17 protein-coding genes are annotated in these 18,156 nt (G+C 48.9%); 16 read left to right on the plus strand and 1 reads right to left on the minus strand.

Annotation, left to right across the window (positions count from 1 at the left end; all coding sequences use genetic code 11):
• Window positions 1-142: 142 nt before the first annotated feature.
• From DWY95_RS10075 to DWY95_RS10100, 6 genes are all read left to right on the plus strand, one after another.
• Complete coding sequence (locus DWY95_RS10075) at window positions 143-1,900, plus strand: N-6 DNA methylase (RefSeq protein WP_118553421.1); 1,758 nt, start codon at window positions 143-145, stop codon at window positions 1,898-1,900.
• Window positions 1,893-2,420, plus strand: coding sequence for a hypothetical protein (locus tag DWY95_RS10080; RefSeq protein WP_187116975.1), 528 nt, complete (start codon window positions 1,893-1,895; stop codon window positions 2,418-2,420). Before DWY95_RS10075 ends, DWY95_RS10080 begins: the two co-directional genes overlap by 8 nt.
• A gap of 68 nt (window positions 2,421-2,488) precedes the next feature.
• Window positions 2,489-4,270: a class I SAM-dependent DNA methyltransferase gene (locus DWY95_RS10085; RefSeq protein ID WP_118553422.1), complete on the plus strand. Its 1,782-nt coding sequence runs from the start codon at window positions 2,489-2,491 to the stop codon at window positions 4,268-4,270.
• A complete protein-coding gene (locus tag DWY95_RS10090; RefSeq protein WP_118553423.1) occupies window positions 4,263-5,513 on the plus strand; it encodes a restriction endonuclease subunit S in 1,251 nt (416 codons plus the stop codon). Before DWY95_RS10085 ends, DWY95_RS10090 begins: the two co-directional genes overlap by 8 nt.
• Window positions 5,514-5,849 carry a hypothetical protein gene (locus DWY95_RS10095; protein ID WP_118553424.1) on the plus strand — a complete coding sequence of 112 codons (336 nt, stop codon included), beginning with the start codon at window positions 5,514-5,516 and terminating at the stop codon, window positions 5,847-5,849.
• Between the two features lie 109 nt (window positions 5,850-5,958).
• Window positions 5,959-9,063: a DEAD/DEAH box helicase family protein gene (locus tag DWY95_RS10100; protein ID WP_118553425.1), complete on the plus strand. Its 3,105-nt coding sequence runs from the start codon at window positions 5,959-5,961 to the stop codon at window positions 9,061-9,063.
• Between the two features lie 271 nt (window positions 9,064-9,334).
• Here DWY95_RS10100 and DWY95_RS10105 read toward each other — a convergent pair whose 3' ends face one another.
• Entirely contained in the window at window positions 9,335-9,868 is a 534-nt protein-coding gene (locus DWY95_RS10105; RefSeq protein WP_118553426.1) for an AbrB/MazE/SpoVT family DNA-binding domain-containing protein, read from the minus strand.
• A gap of 400 nt (window positions 9,869-10,268) precedes the next feature.
• Here DWY95_RS10105 and DWY95_RS10110 point away from each other — a divergent pair, with 400 nt between their 5' ends.
• The 10 genes from DWY95_RS10110 to DWY95_RS17550 all read left to right on the plus strand — a co-directional run bounded on the left by DWY95_RS10110 (window position 10,269) and on the right by DWY95_RS17550 (window position 18,142).
• Window positions 10,269-11,204, plus strand: a complete 936-nt coding sequence (locus DWY95_RS10110) for a DUF932 domain-containing protein (protein WP_118553427.1) — start codon at window positions 10,269-10,271, stop codon at window positions 11,202-11,204.
• 11 nt (window positions 11,205-11,215) lie between these two features.
• Window positions 11,216-11,554 (plus strand): DUF3848 domain-containing protein, encoded by a 339-nt coding sequence (locus DWY95_RS10115; RefSeq protein ID WP_097782646.1) that lies wholly within the window; start codon window positions 11,216-11,218, stop codon window positions 11,552-11,554.
• Window positions 11,551-12,483, plus strand: a complete 933-nt coding sequence (locus DWY95_RS10120; protein ID WP_118553428.1) for a lambda-exonuclease family protein — start codon at window positions 11,551-11,553, stop codon at window positions 12,481-12,483. Before DWY95_RS10115 ends, DWY95_RS10120 begins: the two co-directional genes overlap by 4 nt.
• Window positions 12,484-12,604: 121 nt before the next feature.
• Complete coding sequence (locus DWY95_RS10125) at window positions 12,605-13,804, plus strand: ATP-binding protein (protein ID WP_118553429.1); 1,200 nt, start codon at window positions 12,605-12,607, stop codon at window positions 13,802-13,804.
• Window positions 13,805-13,875: 71 nt separating this feature from the next.
• Window positions 13,876-14,586, plus strand: a complete 711-nt coding sequence (locus tag DWY95_RS10130) for a DUF1071 domain-containing protein (RefSeq protein WP_118553430.1) — start codon at window positions 13,876-13,878, stop codon at window positions 14,584-14,586.
• Between the two features lie 112 nt (window positions 14,587-14,698).
• Window positions 14,699-16,372: an AAA family ATPase gene (locus DWY95_RS10135; RefSeq protein ID WP_118553431.1), complete on the plus strand. Its 1,674-nt coding sequence runs from the start codon at window positions 14,699-14,701 to the stop codon at window positions 16,370-16,372.
• A 91-nt stretch (window positions 16,373-16,463) separates the two neighbouring features.
• Window positions 16,464-16,802, plus strand: a complete 339-nt coding sequence (locus DWY95_RS10140; protein ID WP_118553432.1) for a DUF3846 domain-containing protein — start codon at window positions 16,464-16,466, stop codon at window positions 16,800-16,802.
• 12 nt (window positions 16,803-16,814) lie between these two features.
• Window positions 16,815-17,177 (plus strand): LPD28 domain-containing protein, encoded by a 363-nt coding sequence (locus DWY95_RS10145; protein ID WP_118553433.1) that lies wholly within the window; start codon window positions 16,815-16,817, stop codon window positions 17,175-17,177.
• Window positions 17,178-17,289: 112 nt separating this feature from the next.
• A complete protein-coding gene (locus tag DWY95_RS10150) occupies window positions 17,290-18,030 on the plus strand; it encodes a recombinase family protein (protein ID WP_187116976.1) in 741 nt (246 codons plus the stop codon).
• A complete protein-coding gene (locus DWY95_RS17550) occupies window positions 18,008-18,142 on the plus strand; it encodes a hypothetical protein (protein ID WP_279220023.1) in 135 nt (44 codons plus the stop codon). Before DWY95_RS10150 ends, DWY95_RS17550 begins: the two co-directional genes overlap by 23 nt.
• Window positions 18,143-18,156: the final 14 nt, after the last annotated feature.

The following is an 18,156-nucleotide window of genomic DNA, read 5'->3' on the forward strand; positions in this document are numbered from 1 at the left end:
TTATCACCTATAATCTCTGCCTTTTATGCTTTTTGTGTTATGGTTATTAAAAACCACTTGACTTTTTGTGAAAACATGCTATACTGATGTCACAAAGAACACAGTGGTTTTTGAAAACCAAATTTCTTGTACGGAGGTCTGTATGTCGCTCATTGTAAAAAACTTTTTTGAAAACGTGAACATCGGGGGAAATGCAACGAAAATCAGCGAGGAGATTTCGCAGCATCTCCTCCAGTCTGGCCTCCAACCCGGCAGCAATGTGCCGCTGGCTGCTTACCTTCTTTATAAGGTTGCTCAGAACAACTCCAACTCTGATGTTACGATTCAGGATATTTTTGAGGGTCAGTTGGACATCAGCGAGGGCACTCGTTACTTTGCAAAAGAGCAGCTTCCGGAAGAAGCATGGGCACAGATTCTTCCCATGGTGGATAACTACACCGCCGAAGAATTTGCACTGGCTGCACTTCTGCCTGAACACGAAGACGAGATGAAGCTCGCAATGGCAACGCCCCATACCATTTTGACGTTGGTTCATCATCTTTTGGATGTGCAGCCTGATGAGTATGTCGGAGATCTTTGCTGCGGCAGCGGCTCCGGTTTTGTTTCATTTGCGATGAACCAGCCGGAGGCGCATTACTTTGGCTATGAGATTAACGAGGAGCGTGGCGGAATCGCACGGATTCGTGCAGAGCTTCTCGGCTCAAATGTTCAGGTACGGCTTGGCGATGTATTTCGGCTCGCAGACGATAAGAACACACCCAGATTCGACAAAATGTTTTCCAACTATCCCTTTGGCATGAGACTGCGTTATCTGGGCGAAGGTTCCGATTATATGGAACGTCTTGCAGAACAGTATCCGGGGCTGTCGAAGGCAACCTCTTCGGACTGGATTTTCAATGCGCTGCTCTGCGACCTTCTTGCAGAGAGCGGCAAAGCGATTGGCATTATGACCAATGGCAGCACATGGAACAGCATTGATACCCCGATGCGCAGATATTTTGTGGAACGCAAGATGATCGAGTGTGTCATCTCTCTGCCGGTCAAGATGTTCCCGTATACCAATATCGGAACGACGCTCATTGTTTTCAGCCACGGTAACGACACCATTCGCATGATTGATGCCACCGAAATTTATCACAAAGGACGGCGGCAGAATATGTTCCTTCAGGATGACATTGCTACCATTCTTACCGCCCTGCACACGGATTCGGAATACAGCAAGGATGTTACCTTGGACGAGCTTCGCGCCAATGAGTACAACCTCAGTCTGGAACGCTATATCCAAAAGGTGCCGACCTTTCAGAATGGTGTGTCGTTCGAGAGCATTATCAAGAGCATCACGCGCGGTGCGCCCTGCACGGCCAGCCAGTTGGACAAGATGGTGTCTAACGAAGTGACGAATATGCAGTACCTGATGTTGGCAAACATCCAGAACGGCATCATTGATAACAAGCTGCCGTATCTTTCCAGCATCGAACCGAAGTACGAAAAATACTGCCTGAAGAACAATGACCTGATCCTGTCCAAGAATGGCTATCCTTATAAAGTAGCCGTTGCGTCTGTGAAGGATGGGCAGCGTATTCTGGCAAACGGTAACCTGTATATCATCGAATTGGATGAAAGCAGGGCAAACCCTTATTATATCAAAGCTTTCTTCGACAGCGAGCAGGGCATTGCAGCCCTGAAAAGCATCACGGTGGGAGCAACCATTCCCAATATCGGAGTGGACAAGCTGAAGAACGTAATGATTCCGCTGCCTTCCATGGAGGAGCAGTCGCGGGTTGCGCAGAAGTATCAGGCAACGCTGGACGAAATTGCCATGCTCAAGCTGCGGCTGGAACGAGCCGTCAACAAGCTCCACCATGTGTTCGATGAGGAGAGTGAAGAAACCAATGCTTGATGTCGAAGAACTGCTCGAACTGGAGGATAACATCCGAAAGGAATTGGACGATCATCTACCTGCTGCGCTGTCCATACTGAACCGCACCGGCGAATTGGAAACTTTCCTTAAAATGCTTGGCATGGAAGACCTGCTTCAAAGTAAGCCGCTTTATCAGGTCTATAAAACCGGAAAAATCATTGTGATCGGGCGGTCGGACGTGAAAGCGGAAGTGCTGCTTTCCATTGCCAAGAGTCTGGGACTTTCCAAAGACCGTTTTGAGCTGTACCTTGATTATGAGGACGGCAAGACCTTCGACTTTGAAAAGACGTATTGGAAGCCCCAGTATGCTTTGATTATGGTAGGCCCGATGCCTCACAGCGGCACCGGCAAGGGTGACTCCGGCAGCATCATTGCAAAAATTGAAAGCACGGAAGGCTATCCTCCGGTGGTGCGGCTGGGCACGAACGGCTTGAAAATCACAAAGACGGATTTTCGAAACAAGCTGAAAGAAATGATTGATACCAAGAAAATTGCTTAAAGTCCAACTTCTGGGACTCAAAGTATGTTATTCTATGGATACGGAACAAAAACCAGGAGGAACTCCCTATGTCCATGAAGGAATTGCAGAAACAGACGGATGCCAACATCCGCGCAAAAGCTGACCTGATCTGGCAGATCGCCACCCATCTGGTGGGTCTGTTCAAGCCCCATGAGTACGGCAAGGTCATTCTGCCTATGACGGTGCTGAAGCGTTTTGACGATGCCCTGAAGCCCACCAAGGATGCCGTGGTCGCCATGGCAAAAAAGCTGGATTCGCAGCACATCGAGGGTGCCGCCCGTGATGGCATCCTCTGCCGCATTTCCGGCTATGACTTCTACAACACGAGCAATTTCGATTTTGCCAAGCTGGTGGCAGAGCCGGATGATGTGGAGAGCAACTTTGAAGCCTACCTTCAGGGCTTTTCTTCCAACGTCAAGGACATCATCGAAAACTTCGACTTTGCTAACACGGTCAAGCTGATGGTCAAGGGCGGTGTTCTCTATGTCACATTGCAGGAGTTCAACGCCGAAAAGGGCGAGATGTCCCCGGAGAAAGTCACCTCCACCGACATGGGCTACATTTTTGAAGAGCTGATCCGCAAGTTCTCCGAATCTTACGACGAGCAGGCCGGTGCTCACTTCACCAGCCGGGATATTATTTACCTGATGACCGAGTTGCTCATCGCACCCGAAAAGGAACAGATCACCGCTGAGGGCTGCACCAAGACCGCCTATGACATGGCAATGGGCACCTCGCAGATGCTGGGCTGCCTGACCGAGCGTCTGCAGGAGGTCAGCAGCGATGCCACCCTGACCTGCTTCGGGCAGGAGTTCAACCCCGAAACCTATGCCATCGCCAAGGCAGATATGCTCATCAAGGGCGGCAACGCTTCCGGCATGAAATACGGCGACACCCTGAGCGACGATGCGTTCAGCGGCTACGAGTTCGATTATGTCATCTCCAACCCGCCCTTCGGCATCGACTGGAAACGCGAGAAAACGCAGGTGGAAGCCGAAGCCAAACTCGGCTATGATGGACGGTTTGGCCCCGGCCTGCCCGCCATTTCCGACGGACAGATGCTGTTCATGCTCAACGGCGTGAAAAAGCTGAAGGAAGGCTCCGGCCGCATGGCAATCATTCAGAACGGTTCCTCCCTGTTCACCGGCGATGCCGGCAGCGGTGCCTCCGAGATTCGCCGCTATCTTATCCACGAAGATCTGGTGGAAGCCATTGTGCAGCTGCCCACCGACTTGTTCTACAATACTGGCATCTCCACTTACATCTGGGTGCTGACCAAGGGCAAGCCCATGCACCGCAGCGGACGGGTGCAGCTCATTGATGCCAGCAACTGCTTCGTCAAACGCCGCAAGAACATTGGCAGCAAGCGAGTTGACCTGAGCGACGACTGCATCGACCTCATTTTGCAGGCCTACGAGGGCTTTGACCAGAATGATGTCTATACCGCCGATGACCTTGTTGTGGAGTCCAAGGTATTTGCCAAGGACTTCTTCGGCTTTACCAAGGTGACGGTGGAGACCGCACAGGCCGATGAGAACGGCAAGCCCATCCTGAAACGGGGCAAAAAGCAGCCGGTCAAGGGGGCATCCGACAGCGAGATCATTCCGCTGAACGAAAACATTGACGCTTACATGGCAAAAAATGTCCTGCCCTACAACCCGCTGGCCTACATCGACCCGGCAAAGGATAAGATTGGCTACGAGATCCCGTTTACCCGGCTGTTCTATAAGTTTGAAGCCCCGGAATCCTCCGCATCCATCTTCGAGGACATCAAGGCGTTGGAGGCAAAGGAAACTGTGCTGATGAAGGAGCTGTTTGGAAATGCGTAAAATGAAGGATAGCGGTGTGGCGTGGCTGGGTGAAATTCCGGAAGATTGGGCGGTTGTTTTTAACAAGCATTTAATGAAGAAAGTAAAGTGCATCAGAGAAAAATATACCGGAGAAGATGTTTTATCGCTTACAATGAAGGGCGTCCTTATACGGGATTTGGATAATCCTTCCGGCAAAATGCCTGCAACTTTCGATGGTTACCAGTTTGTTGAGGCTGGAAATTTGCTGATGTGCTTGTTCGATATTGATGTCACACCGCGTTGCATCGGTCTGATAAAAAATGATGGCGTTTGCAGCCCCGCATACAGTCAGTTCAAGCTAAATGATTTGGCGGATGCTGGATACTATTACTATTATTATTTGAATCTTGACAACACAAAAGAACTCCTACATTTGGCAAAAAATTTAAGGCATTCTCTGACCGAAGAGCAGTTTGGTTCTATTCCAACAGCGCTTCCTCCCTTAGATGTGCAAAAGAAAATTTCTCACAAATTAGAGAGAAAAGTTTCTGAAGCAGATGCTTTAATCACCAACGTGCAAGCACAAATTGAAAAGCTGAAAGCCTATAAACAGAGCTTGATCACCGAGGTTGTCACCAAAGGGCTTGACCCCAATGTACCTATGAAGGATAGTAGCGTGGAGTGGATTGGGGAAATTCCTTCTTCTTGGAACACCATTCGAGTAAAGCAGCTTCTTCGTGAGCGAAAAGAACGTTCTGTTGACGGAAAAGAAGAGCCGTTGTCCATGAGTCAGAAAGTCGGTCTTGTTCCAACAAAAACACTGGATTCCATCCCGAATATGGCATCGTCTTTTGTTGGTGCAAAGTTAGCTTATGTGGACGACCTTGTATTTAATAAGCTAAAAGCACATCTTGGAGTTTTTTCGGTTTCCAAGTATGATGGATTGGTTAGCCCGGATTATGCAGTTTATTATTCTACTGGCGTTGCCGATTTGAAATATCTTGAATACTTGTTCAAAACACCGCAGTGTATCTCAGAGTTTAGAAAACGTTCAACAGGAATCGCAGCAGGTTTGACAAGATTGTACACAGATGGATTGTTTGCGATTGAATGTCCGTTTCCGTCAAAAGACAAGCAACACGAAATTGTGGCACATCTTAACAAAAAATGTGCTCAGATCGATGAGCTTACTGCCATCAAACAGACCAAAATCGAAAAACTGGAGCAGTACAAACGCTCACTCATTTACGAGTACGTTACCGGAAAGAAGGAGGTCTCCTGAGTGGAAACAAGCCTTACGGATATCAAAAAGCAGTATGAGAAGCTAAAGAATCTCATGGGGGACAAGGAAGCCTTTGATCTTTCAGACGAAGATGCGCTCCGCTGTCAGGACGCGTTGAGCCTGCTTAAGAGCCGCAACTACATTCTGGATGCCAGCACACTATGCGAAAAGCGGTACATTAAGGCGGCTGAATGGGACGGCTTCGAGGACTGGCTGGACGAGATGATAAAAGAATCCAAGCGTTTGAGCCGCCGGGAGTGTACGATTGCCATTGTCAGTGCCGTGATTGGCGCAGCTATCGGCCTGATTCCTACGATTATTGGCGCATTGTGTTGATTTATCTGTCTATGCAGTGTTATGATAGATGCAAGATACTCAGAGTCAAAAAGTTTTTAGCAAAAATGCGCTTAAAATTGCAGGTCAAATCAAAAAGTAAGGAGCCATCATGGACAAAAGTGAGAAACGGTTCGAGGGGGACATTGAAGCCTTTCTGATCTCTCCGCAGGGCGGGTATGTGCAGTTCAACGGGCAGGATGCGGACGGCAACTGGGTACATAGCCGTCAGCACGATGTAGAAAAGTGCATCTATATGGATGTGCTGTGCGAGTTTATCGCCAAGACTCAGCCGAAAGAATGGGCGAAATATACTCGGTACTACGGCGACAAGGCGGCAGAAAAGTTGTATCATCGGCTGGAGACCACCATCACCAACCAGGGGTTGCTCCATGTCCTGCGCAACGGCATCGAGGATATGGGCTGCAAACTGCGGGTGTGCTACTTCAAGCCGGAATCCCGGCTGAACCCCGAAGCAATGGAACGCTACGAGGCCAATATTCTGGGCTGCACCCGGCAGTTCCGCTATTCCACGGGCAACACGAACACCATTGATATGGTGCTTTCGGTCAACGGTATCCCGGTGGTTGCACTGGAACTGAAAAATCAGCTCACCGGGCAGGACTGCGCCTGTGCAATCAACCAATACAAGAATGACCGCAGCTCCAAGGAATTTGCATTTCGTCCCAACCACCGTTTTCTCGTTTATTTTGCCGTTGACCTCTATGAAGTGTGGATGACGACCCAGCTTGCGGACGGCAGCACGCGGTTTATGCCCTTCAATCAGGGTTCCAACGGCGCAGGTCAGAGCGGTGGTGCAGGCAACCCGGCAAACCCGAACGGCTATGTCACCAGTTATCTGTGGGAAGAAGTTTTGCAGCGGGACAGCCTGCTGGATCTGATCCAGCGGTTCATTTCCAATGTAAAGGAAAAAGAAACCGAGGAAAAGAACGGCGTGGTGAAAACCATCACCAAGGAAAAGATGCTTTTCCCGCGGTATCATCAATACGATGTTGTGCGGAAAGTGCTGGCCGATGTAAAGCAGAACGGCCCCAGCAAAAATTATCTCATCCAGCATTCGGCGGGTTCGGGCAAGTCCAACTCCATTGCATGGATCGCCTATCGGCTGGCATCCGTCCATGATGACAACGACAACAGCATTTTTGATTCGGTTATCGTTGTCACCAACCGTGTGGTGCTAGACAGCCAGTTGCAGGACACCATCAACAGCTTTGAGCATCAGGCAGGACTGGTGGAAGCCATTGACGATAAGAAGAACTCTCACACCCTTGCCGAAGCAATCAACGACAAAAAGCGCATTATCATCTGCACCATCCAGAAGTTCCTCTTTGCCAAGAAGGACATGGAAATATTCCGGGGGCGCAAGTTCGCCATCATCATTGATGAAGCCCATCAGGGACAGAACGGCGAGAGTGCAAAATCGCTTCGCCGCAGCCTGATCGACATGGATGTTGCCACAAAGGAATACGCTGCCGAGGCTGGGATTGCGGAGGAGGATGTAGACCTGACCGACGACTATATCAATGAAATCATCGGACAGGGTCGGCACGAAAACCAGTCTTTCTTTGCCTTTACCGCTACCCCGAAAGGGCAGACCATCGAAAACTTCGGTACGGAGGTCGGCGTAAAGCCGGATGGCGAACCCATCAAGGCACCGTTCCATGTCTATTCCATGCGGCAGGCCATTGAGGAGCATTACATTCTGGATGTGCTTTCCAACTACACCACTATCAAGGAAGCATTCAAGCTAATTCGTGTGTCGGAGGACAACCCGGAGCTGATCGAAGGGCAGACTTCCCGTGCGCTGTTCAAGTATTACAAGAAGCACGGCTACACCATCGCCCAGAAAACCGAGATGATCATGGCAAACTTTCTGGAGAACTGCCGCTATCAGATTGATCGCAAGGGTAAAGCCATGATCGTTGCAGACAGCCGTGCCAACGCCGTACGCTACTATCTCGCTGTCAAGCGTTATATCGAGGCGCACCCGAACGAATGCACCGGTTGTGATGCCATGATTGCCTTCTCTGGTGAGGTTACGCTGGAAGATTACCCCAGCGATAAGCCGTTTACTGAGGCAACTATGAACCTTGACGAAAAGGGGCGGTACATCACTACAGACAAAATGTTCCGTCAGGCGTTCCACAGCAACCAGTATAATATTCTGGTGGTTGCCAACAAGTATCAGACCGGCTTTGACGAACCGCTGCTGCATACCATGTATGTGGACAAGAAGCTGCGGGATGTGACCGCCGTGCAGACCCTCTCCCGGCTGAACCGTACCTGTCCAGGCAAGAGCAGCACCTTTGTCCTCGACTTTGAAAACACCGAGGAAGATATTCGGGATGCTTTCCTGCCCTACTACGAAACTACCATTCTGGAGGGAAGCGCCGATCTGAACAAGGTCTATGACCTGCGCAATAAGATCCGCGATTATATGCTCTACAACATGGACGATGTGGAGACCTTCAACGCATTCATGGCTGCACAAGCAGGCAAAAAGCAGGATGCCGCTGCCCTCGGACGGCTGACCGGGATGTTCCGCCCGGTGATCACACGGTATCAGCAGTTGACCGAAGAGGAACGCTATGTAGCACGGGATTATGTGCGCAAATTTAATGGAGCCTACTCCTACATCACGCAGCTGGTGCGGCTCCATGATAAAGACCTGTTCGATGAGTATCAGTACACGCTGCACCTTGCCCGCCTTCTGCCGCCTGCCGGAGAAAATGAGATCGTGGATGTGGAGGACAAGATCAAGCTGGAATATGCATCCCTGACCGAAACGTTCAAGGGTGCAATCGTTCTGGACGAAAAGCCGACGATCCTCACGCCCACCAGCGGCATGACACCAAAGGTGCCGAACAAGAAGAAGGACACCCTGCAAAGCATCATCAACAAAGTGAACGAGCGGTTCAACGGCAACTTTACGGACTCTGACCGTGTGATCATCGAGGGCATCTACCAGATGTTTATGAAGGATGCCGACGTGAAGAAGTTTAAGAAGTATGCCAAGGACAACAGCACGGAGATGTTTGTGCAGTCGCTGTTCCCGGACAAGTTCAAGGACATCGTGACCCAGTGCTTCCTTGATAACAACGATTCCTTCTCCAAGCTGTTCAATGACCCTGACTTCTACCAGAAAGTGCAGGATGCCATGGCGGCGGAACTGTATAAGGCTCTGCGGAAGGATTGAGGCTTCCATGTACCCCTTGTGAAGTTCTCCTGCGCCGCTATGATGCAACCATAAGCTTTCCCTTCCGGTTACACAGCCATAATAAAATGCCCAAAAGAAAACTGAGATAGACTTCCCATAAAAGGATGTCTATCTCAGTTTTGTTATACGGGGGATATATTCTATCCTGTATTCTTTTACCGGAACAGTTCTTTTTCTGCTCCAAAAGCACTGTCAGCACCCGTTCTTTCAACAAATAGCGGAACTGTGGTGGATAATACGGAAGATAAAATCAGACGATTTCCAGCCATTTATAATCCTCCGCCATTCTGCCCTGCGTTTTCTCAACCAGTTGCACCGGGTCATACTCTGACACGCCAACTTCCTTCAGATAATAGTCCAGCCCGCAGCGGGTCTTTGGAATGCAGCGGTCTGCCAGAAAATTCAAAAAATCTTCCCATGTAGGTGTTTTATTCATACCAAATGCCGTATCCAGAACCGACGCCACTCTGTTTTCCACACAAACCTGCTTCGCAGTGAAGTCTGCAAGAGCCACCGTGCAAAGTGTATTTTTATCGTAATAACGATATTCTTTCAGTTGATGTCCCTGCTGCTGCGCCTTGCTGCGGAATTGTTTCAGGTCCGTTGCCGCAGCAGCTTGTATCATGATTTTTTCTCCATCAAAAGAAAGTTCCAGCCGGTCATCTTTGGATACTCCGAGAGCACTAAGCCAGCCTGCCGGAAGATTGACAGAATACTTCTCAGCATTTTTGCTGGCAGTCCCTCCTGCCTTCCGGGTCATAATTTTCACGATACGCTGTTCCATTTTCTCACCTCATTCCTTTTTAAATATATCATATTGGCCGCCAATATACAGGTTATTGATTCAATTTTTCTTCGTATTCTGATGGATGCATCGCTCTTTTTATTTTCTGAATAACTCACCCAGATAATATAATCGTGATCCGAAACCTCTGAGCCGAAAGACTCAGGGGCTATTTTTATGTCTGGAGGTGATTTTCTATGCTGTTCCGTATCATCGTTGTCATCATCACCATTACGGTTTCATTTTAAGCTGCATCCGCACAGAAAGGAGATGTCCCCATGAACTTTTTACCTGAGCTCATTCAGAAACTTGGCACGGTTCTTGTTGAAGTCCTCGTGCTGATCGCTGAAGAAGTCGAAAAGAAAAACTAACGAAAACAAATCAAAAAGGAGATTTTACTATGTCCGCAAACGTTGAAACCATGTTCTCTGTCCGTGAGACCCCTTGGCACGGCCTTGGCCGTATCATCATGGATGCCCCTGCAAGCCGTGAAGCTTTGGAACTGGCTGGTCTGGATTGGCAGGTAGAGAGCCGTAATATCTATTCCGGCACGGGTGCTATGATTCCCGGCTATCGGGCGAATGTCCGCAGCACGGATGATTCCGTACTCGGTGTCGTATCTGACCGCTACCGCATTGTGCAGAACGAAGAAGCATTCCAGTTCACGGATGATCTGCTGGGTGAGGGCGTTACTTATGAAACTGCTGGTTCCTTGCAGGGCGGCAAGAAGGTCTGGATGCTGGCAAAGCTGCCGGAGAGGTATATCATCGCCGGAGACGAAGTAACCCCATATCTTGTGTTCTTCAACAGTCACGATGGCAGTTCTGGTGTCAAGGTCGCTATGACCCCGGTTCGCGTGGTCTGCCAGAACACCCTGAATCTGGCTCTGGGCACGGCAAAGCGCATCTGGACTGCTCGCCATACCGAAAATGTTCTGCTCCGTGTGCAGGATGCCCGTGAGACCTTGCAGCTTGCCAACAACTATATGGGGGAGCTGGGCAAGGGCATCCATGAGCTAACCACCATCAAGCTGTCTGACCGCAAGGTACAGGAGTTCATCAACGAGTTCTTCCCTATCACGGAAGACTTGACCGATGGCCAGCGGAAGAACAACCTGCGCTTGCAGGAAGATTTGAAGGCTCGCTATTATAATGCGCCGGATCTGGAATGGGTCGGCAAGAACGGTTGGCGCTTTATCAACGCAGTCTCCGATTTTGCTACCCACGCAGATCCTCTCCGCAAGACCAAAAACTACAACGAGAACCTGTTCCTGCGCACCGCAGAGGGTAACCCCATGATCGACAAGGCTTACAAGATGGTGCTGGCAGCAGCATAAAGGAGCAAGCCATGAATGATGTAAATAACCGCATTTTCAAGGAATTCACGGAATTTTTTGACAACGTTGAGAAGAGTGCTTCTGAAATCAGCGTTACCATGGCTTATGAGATCACGATGAAAAGTACCATCAGCACCGCCATTATTGTTTTGGAATCCGAGGGCAGACTGGAGGAGCGCTACTGGAACCATCTCAGGGTGCAAAATAATATTCTGGATTTTCTTTATGACCTGTGGGTTGGCTCTTGCCATTCGTTAGCTGCCGACTTTTCCACCATCATGAAAGACTTGGTGGAATATGACTTCATTCTTGCCGAATCTATTATGAAAGAAAGGATGCAAAGCGCATGAAAAGATTGATTTCAACTTTGAACCTGTCCAAAGAGGATTGGCTCCGCTACCGTAAGTGCGGTATTACCGGCACCGATGCAGGTGCCATTCTGGGTGTAAATCCCTATCGTTCTGCTTTTCAGGTTTACTGCGACAAAAACAGCGAAACTATTGAGAACATCGATAATGAGGCTATGCGCCAGGGACGCGATCTGGAAGATTATGTCGCACAACGCTTCACCGAAGCAACCGGTCTGAAGGTACGCCGTGCAAATGCCATCTACCAGAGCGAGGAACATCCGCTGCTTCTGGCAGACTTTGACCGCCTGATCGTTGGGCAGAAAGCAGGACTGGAATGCAAAACGGTCTCACCGTTCTCTGCGGATAAGTGGGCAGATGGCAAAATCCCTGCACATTACATGGCTCAGGTCAATCACTATCTGGCTGTCAGCGGTTTTGACTGCTGGTACATTGCTGCTCTGATTTTCGGGAAGGAACTGGTGATTCACAAGATCACAACCGACAAAGAAGTTCTGAACAACCTCATTGCCAAGGAAGAGCACTTCTGGAAATACAACGTGATGCCCGAAATTCCGCCTGTACCTACCGGAAGCGAGGGGGATACACAGCAGATCAATCAGCTGTACTCTGCAGATGATCGAAACAAAACTGCCGATCTTAATCCCATCCGCGACCTGTTGGATAAGCGGCAGGAGCTTTCTGATCAGATCGAACAGCTGGAGCAGGAAAAAGCCTCTATTGAACAGCAGGTGAAGTTGGAGATGCAGGACGCCGCCTATGGTACAGCACCGGGCTACAAGGTGTCCTGGGTATCCTCCGAAAGTAAACGGGTAGACTCCCAGCGTTTGAAGAAAGAACAGCCCGATATTTTCAATCGGTACAGCAAGAATGTAAGCAGCCGCATGTTTACCATTATCCATGCAGCATAATTTTTGTACGCCTATAGGCACACAAAATTCGCATTTCAGCTATTTTTGCTTAATAGAAAAGCACAATACTGTTTACACAACAATAATTGTATGCTAAGATAAGAATATGAGGTGATGCACGATGGTTCTGCGCAAAAGTTATTTGGATAAGATCATTCCTTTTATCGATCAGGATCTGATCAAAGTTCTGGTTGGAATCCGGCGCTGTGGAAAAACAGTCCTTCTCGGTCAGATCAAGGACGTGCTCCTTCGGCGCAACATTCCCGCACAGAACATTATTCAGGCCAATTTTGAGTCCATGCGCTTCCGCAACACCCGTACTGCAGAAACGCTTTACGACTACATCGCAGAAAAAGCGGAAGGCTGCACCGGCAAAATTTATATTCTTCTGGATGAGATTCAGGAGGTGGAGCGCTGGCAGATTGCAATCAATTCTCTTCGTGTCGATTTCGATTGTGATATTTACCTGACCGGCTCCAATTCCAAGCTGCTTTCCGGCGAACTGGCAACCTATCTTTCCGGACGATACATCCAGATTCAGGTTTTCCCCTTTTCGCTGGCCGAAGCAAAACAGCAATGCATTGAAAACGGAACCTATACTTCGGATGAAAAGCTCTTCGCAGACTATTTGAAGTACGGCGGTTTTCCGCAGCGTTTCTTCCTCCCTGACGATCATTCAATCACCACCTATCTGGACGATCTTTACGAGGCTATCATTGTCCGTGACATCATGCTGCGCCACAATATTCGCGAACAGACCGCATTACGTAATGTCCTTGCATTCCTGCTGGACAATATCGGCAATCCGTTTTCTGCCCGTAATATCAGTGGACGCATGGTTTCGGAAGGAATCAAGACAACCACTGCTACCGTACTGAACTACGTTGATTATTTCAAGGAAGCCTTTATCCTTCTGAATGCAAGCCGCTATGATATCAAAGGAAAAGCGCTCCTGTCCAGCACAGAAAAGTACTATGCAGTCGATCTTGGCCTGCGGAACGTTATCAAGAAAAGCGAAAAGCTTGACAGCAACAAGCTGTATGAGAACATCGTATATCTGGAAATGCGGAGCCGTGGCTATGAAGTTCAGGTCGGCAAGCTGGACGACACCGAAATTGATTTTATCTGCTACCGTGGAGATGAAAAGCTCTATATTCAGGTTGCTTACCTGATCACTCCCGCCGATGAAGAACGGGAGTTCGGTAATCTTGAGCGGCTGCACGACAACTATCCTAAGTATGTTATCAGTGGTGATTTGATGAATTTAAGCCGAAACGGAATCATTCATCGAAACATCATTGATTTTCTGCTCAATCCGTAATTTTCACATCATAGGGCACAACAGTTGACGCTGTTGTGCCCTTTTTCTTTATCAGAATTGGAGGCATTCTTATGGAAAATCCATTCGTAAAATTATTTGCTATCGACTTCAAAGATCATCTGGAAGTCAAAAAGTCCGGCAATACCGAGCTGAAATATGTAAGCTGGGCGTATGCCTGGGCAGAGGTGAAGAAGCTGTATCCCGCTGCCAGCTACGAGGTCAAGAAATTCAACGGCCTGCCCTATGTTTATGACCCCATAACCGGCTTCATGGTGTATACCTCGGTCACGATTGAGGGAGTTTCGCACGAAATGTGGCTGCCTGTACTGGATGGCGCAAACAAAGCCATGAAAGCTGTGCCTTACACCTATACCACCCCGAAATGGGACTACAATCCGCAGACCCGCCGCCGTGAAAAGGTCGGCATGGAAGAGCGCACCGTAGAAGCAGCCTCCATGTTCGATGTGAATAAGGCTATCATGCGGTGCTTGGTGAAAAACCTTGCTATGTTTGGCCTTGGTCTGTACGTTTATGCCGGAGAAGATTTGCCGGAGGATGCCGCACCGCAGCCGGAGGCAGAACCGCAAAAGCAGCCGAAACCGAAATCCACCAGCCAGAAGCAGGAACAGCCGCCGATGCCCTGCATCTGCGCTCGCTGCAATCAGCCCATCAAGAGGGTCAAGCTGAAGGATGGCTCCATCATGCAGGCGGCAGAGTTTGCCGCCACCCATGAGGGAATGTGCGCTGACTGCTATAAAGCCACCAGATTGAACGTAGCATAATAAAACTGCTCTATTTCGATGTCACTTGATTCTTGTATGATTCTATATTTCATGGTACACTTACAGTAGTAAGTTCTGAAAGCTCATCTCTATGAGCGGAAAGGAGCATTGCATGGCAGATTTGCAGTTTCCTGTTGGGATCTCAAATTTCTCAGAGATTCGTACCAAAGGATATTATTATATTGATAAGACCAATCTGATTGCAGAGATTCTGGATGGCGGCATTCCTAAAGTCAACTTGATTACTCGCCCTCGTCGTTTCGGAAAATCTCTCGGTATGAGCACTCTCGCAAATTTTCTGGACATCACCAAAGACAGCAAGCAGATGTTTGAGGGATTGGCGATCTCCAAAAATACGGAACTTTGCAAAAAGTGGATGAATCAGTGTCCTGTGGTCTTTTTCTCTTTCAAGGACACGGACGGTCTGACCTTTGAAAGTGCCTATGGAATGCTGTGCATGAAGCTGGCATTTGCATTTCAGGATTATCAGTTTCTTTTGGACGACGATGCTATTTCTGACGATGACAAAGGCATCTTTAAGCGGATTCTGGGACGCACTGCATCCATGGATGAAACAAAAAGCTGCTTTTTGCTATTGACTCGGATGCTGGAAATCCATTTCAAAAAGTCGGCGGTCGTCATTCTGGATGAGTATGATGTTCCCATTGCCAAAGCCAGCAGCAACGGATATTATTCGCAGATGCTGGACGTGATGCGGGCTATGATGAGCACCACGCTCAAAGACAACACCTCCCTCGACTTTGCTGTTGTTACTGGCTGCCTGAAAATTGCCAAAGAAAGCATTTTTACCGGGACGAACAATTTCGTTTCGGATACGATTCTTTCTCCCCGGTTGAGCGAATCCTTTGGTTTTACACAGGCAGATGTAGATCAAATGCTGAAAGATGCCGGTCTTGAATCGCAGTCTGCTGAAATCAAGGCATGGTACGACGGTTACCATTTTGGCGATGCAGACATTTATTGTCCGTGGGACGTAATCAGTTATCTGCGGGATTTCCAGTATGGTGTAGCACAGAAGCCGAAAAGCTATTGGAAAAACACCAGTGATAACGCCATCATCCGTTCTTTTATCGACTATGCAGGCGACAATATCACCACAAAGCTTGAAACTCTGATGGCTGGCGGCTCCATTGTTCAGCATATTGAAGAAAACCTGACCTACGATTATCTGCACTCCTCTGAGGAAAATCTTTGGAGTGTGCTGTACCTGACGGGCTATCTGACCAAAGTTCGGGATAAAGATCTGACGGATTCTCTGCCGGATGGCTGCTCTGCGTTGATGATTCCCAATGCAGAGATTCGGGAAATTTTTGAAACCACTGTAAGCAAATGGTTTGACGATAGTGCTAAGGCGTGGAACCGCAGCCCTTTGTTTGATGCAGTCTGGAGCGGAAACAGCGAAGCTCTGACAAAAGAAATGACCAAGCTGCTGCGCATGACCATCAGCTACCATGACTATCGGGAGGATTTTTACCACGCTTTCCTTGCAGGCATCTTTACTGGTGCTGGCTATGTGGTAGAATCCAACAAAGAGCATGGCGAGGGGCGCAGCGATGTCATTGTAAAGGATATCCGCAATGGCCGTGTGGCAATTTTTGAAGCCAAGTATGCCAAAACTCTGGATGCTCTGCCGGATGCCTGTGATACTGCCATTCAGCAGATCAATGACCGGATGTATGCAGCGGACTTCCGGGACGACTATGATGACATCCTCTGTTATGGCATCGCATTCTTCAAAAAACGTTGCATGGTAAGAAAAAAATAATTATCTACTGGGGGAGCATCTTCGGATGCTCCCCCTTTACTTTTGCAGGGTAGTCCGTGTGGATTGTCCTGTTTTTATTTGGAGGTACACAATGGAAGAACAAAAAATCAAAGTCCTTGCGCTCCTGCCAATGGAGTTGCCAAAGGAGATCAAGCTGGACAACACTCTTGAAGCTATGCAGAAATTTGTAGATGGCAACATCGACTGCCTGACCTTCTATGATTCCGGCTCAGAGGTCGTTCTGGTCTGCAACGATGAAGGCAAGTTGCTTGGCCTGCCGCTCAATCGTCCGCTGTGGGATGGAGCCGATGTTCTTGCCGGGCCGGGATTTCTGGCCGGATGTGACAACGAAGGGAATCTGACTTCCCTGCCGCAGAGTGCAATGGATTTCTACAAAGAGAGATTCAGAGCTTTTATCATTGAAATCTAAGGAGGACAGATTATGACCTTTCATGCAATGACCGAACACTACGAAGAGATCACGGTTTGTGGAAAGCCTGCACTGTTCACCAGCATCCGCATCAAGAGAGATACTGTCCCGGATGGTCTGTACGCCTACGATGTCCGGCACGACGATGAGTGCCGGGGCATCCCTTGTGAAATCGCACCCTTTGTGATGGTCAACCACTGGGGCACCATTATCCTTGCGGAACCGCTGGACCTGCCGGACGATGGGCGGCGATATATTGACGAAGAAACCGACTGGGACTATTCTCCTTTGGAGGGCGAGGGCACCACCGACCATAAGCCGTGTACCACCATTTCCGATTTTATGGCTGTCTACGGCCACCAAAAACTGTCTTAAAGATGCCGTGTGGACAGTTTTGTATCAAAATCAGCGATTTTCAGGCTATTTCGAGCTGCAAAATACAGTCTTAAAAATGTCGCTCGTTATCTTTGAGCCAGAAAGGAGACGCATGAACATCTATGGCTATTGCCGAATCTCTACGGCAAAGCAGAGCATTGACCGTCAGATTCGCAACATCAAGGCCGAGTACCCGACTGCCCATATCGTGCAGGAAGCCTATACTGGCACATCTATCTTTCGTCCAGAGTGGCTGAAGCTTTACCGGGTTCTGAAAGCAGGAGATACGGTGGTGTTCGATTCAGTGTCCCGGATGTCCAGAAATGCAGAAGAAGGTTTTGCTCTGTACGAAGACCTCTATCATAAGGGTATCCGGCTGGTGTTCTTGAAAGAACACCACATCGACACCGAGACTTATAAAAAAGCCCTGTCCGGCAGCATTGCCATGACAGGGACGAATGTGGACTTCATCTTGAAGGGCATCAACGAGTATCTGATGGCCTTGGCAAAAGAACAGATCAAGCTGGCCTTTGAGCAGTCCGAAAAAGAAGTTGCCGATCTGCACCAGCGCACCCGTGAGGGACTGTTGACCGCCCGGCTGAACGGTAAGCAGGTTGGTCGCAAAAAAGGTGTTGGCTTTGAAACGAAAAAAGCCAGAGAAGCCAAGCAGATCATCCGCACCCACTGCAAGACCTTTGGCGGCACACTTGATGATGCCGAGTGTATGAAGCACACAGGGCTTGCCCGGAATACGTATTATAAGTACAAGCGTCAGATTCGTGCCGAACGGATGGCAGAGCAGGATTTGCCGAAAGGAGCAAGTATCTTTTATGAACCGCCAAAATCATTCTGAGCCGGAGAACAGGCTCACCCCGGAGGAACAGCAGGAGTTTTTGAAACTTCTGGCCCAGCTTTCCCCGGAGCAGCGTGAAGCACTGAAAGAAGTGCTCAGGTCCTTTACTTAACAAAAATGTGCAGG

The organism is Faecalibacterium sp. AF28-13AC, from assembly GCF_003478405.1.
GTDB classification, from domain to species: Bacteria; Bacillota; Clostridia; order Oscillospirales; family Ruminococcaceae; genus Faecalibacterium; species Faecalibacterium prausnitzii_E.

Bases quoted from the DNA above. Each gene is read 5' to 3' on its own strand.
- DWY95_RS10085 (WP_118553422.1), top strand. From the start codon at position 2,489: ATGTCCATGAAGGAATTGCAGAAACAGACGGATGCCAACATCCGCGCA.
- DWY95_RS10145 (WP_118553433.1), top strand. From the start codon at position 16,815: ATGACCTTTCATGCAATGACCGAACACTACGAAGAGATCACGGTTTGT.
- DWY95_RS10120 (WP_118553428.1), top strand. From the start codon at position 11,551: ATGAAAAGATTGATTTCAACTTTGAACCTGTCCAAAGAGGATTGGCTC.
- DWY95_RS10075 (WP_118553421.1), top strand. From the start codon at position 143: ATGTCGCTCATTGTAAAAAACTTTTTTGAAAACGTGAACATCGGGGGA.
- DWY95_RS10090 (WP_118553423.1), top strand. From the start codon at position 4,263: ATGCGTAAAATGAAGGATAGCGGTGTGGCGTGGCTGGGTGAAATTCCG.
- DWY95_RS10110 (WP_118553427.1), top strand. From the start codon at position 10,269: ATGTCCGCAAACGTTGAAACCATGTTCTCTGTCCGTGAGACCCCTTGG.
- DWY95_RS10130 (WP_118553430.1), top strand. From the start codon at position 13,876: ATGGAAAATCCATTCGTAAAATTATTTGCTATCGACTTCAAAGATCAT.
- DWY95_RS10115 (WP_097782646.1), top strand. From the start codon at position 11,216: ATGAATGATGTAAATAACCGCATTTTCAAGGAATTCACGGAATTTTTT.
- DWY95_RS17550 (WP_279220023.1), top strand. From the start codon at position 18,008: ATGAACCGCCAAAATCATTCTGAGCCGGAGAACAGGCTCACCCCGGAG.
- DWY95_RS10125 (WP_118553429.1), top strand. From the start codon at position 12,605: ATGGTTCTGCGCAAAAGTTATTTGGATAAGATCATTCCTTTTATCGAT.
- DWY95_RS10100 (WP_118553425.1), top strand. From the start codon at position 5,959: ATGGACAAAAGTGAGAAACGGTTCGAGGGGGACATTGAAGCCTTTCTG.
- DWY95_RS10105 (WP_118553426.1), bottom strand. From the start codon at position 9,868: ATGGAACAGCGTATCGTGAAAATTATGACCCGGAAGGCAGGAGGGACT.
- DWY95_RS10140 (WP_118553432.1), top strand. From the start codon at position 16,464: ATGGAAGAACAAAAAATCAAAGTCCTTGCGCTCCTGCCAATGGAGTTG.
- DWY95_RS10080 (WP_187116975.1), top strand. From the start codon at position 1,893: ATGCTTGATGTCGAAGAACTGCTCGAACTGGAGGATAACATCCGAAAG.
- DWY95_RS10150 (WP_187116976.1), top strand. From the start codon at position 17,290: ATGAACATCTATGGCTATTGCCGAATCTCTACGGCAAAGCAGAGCATT.
- DWY95_RS10135 (WP_118553431.1), top strand. From the start codon at position 14,699: ATGGCAGATTTGCAGTTTCCTGTTGGGATCTCAAATTTCTCAGAGATT.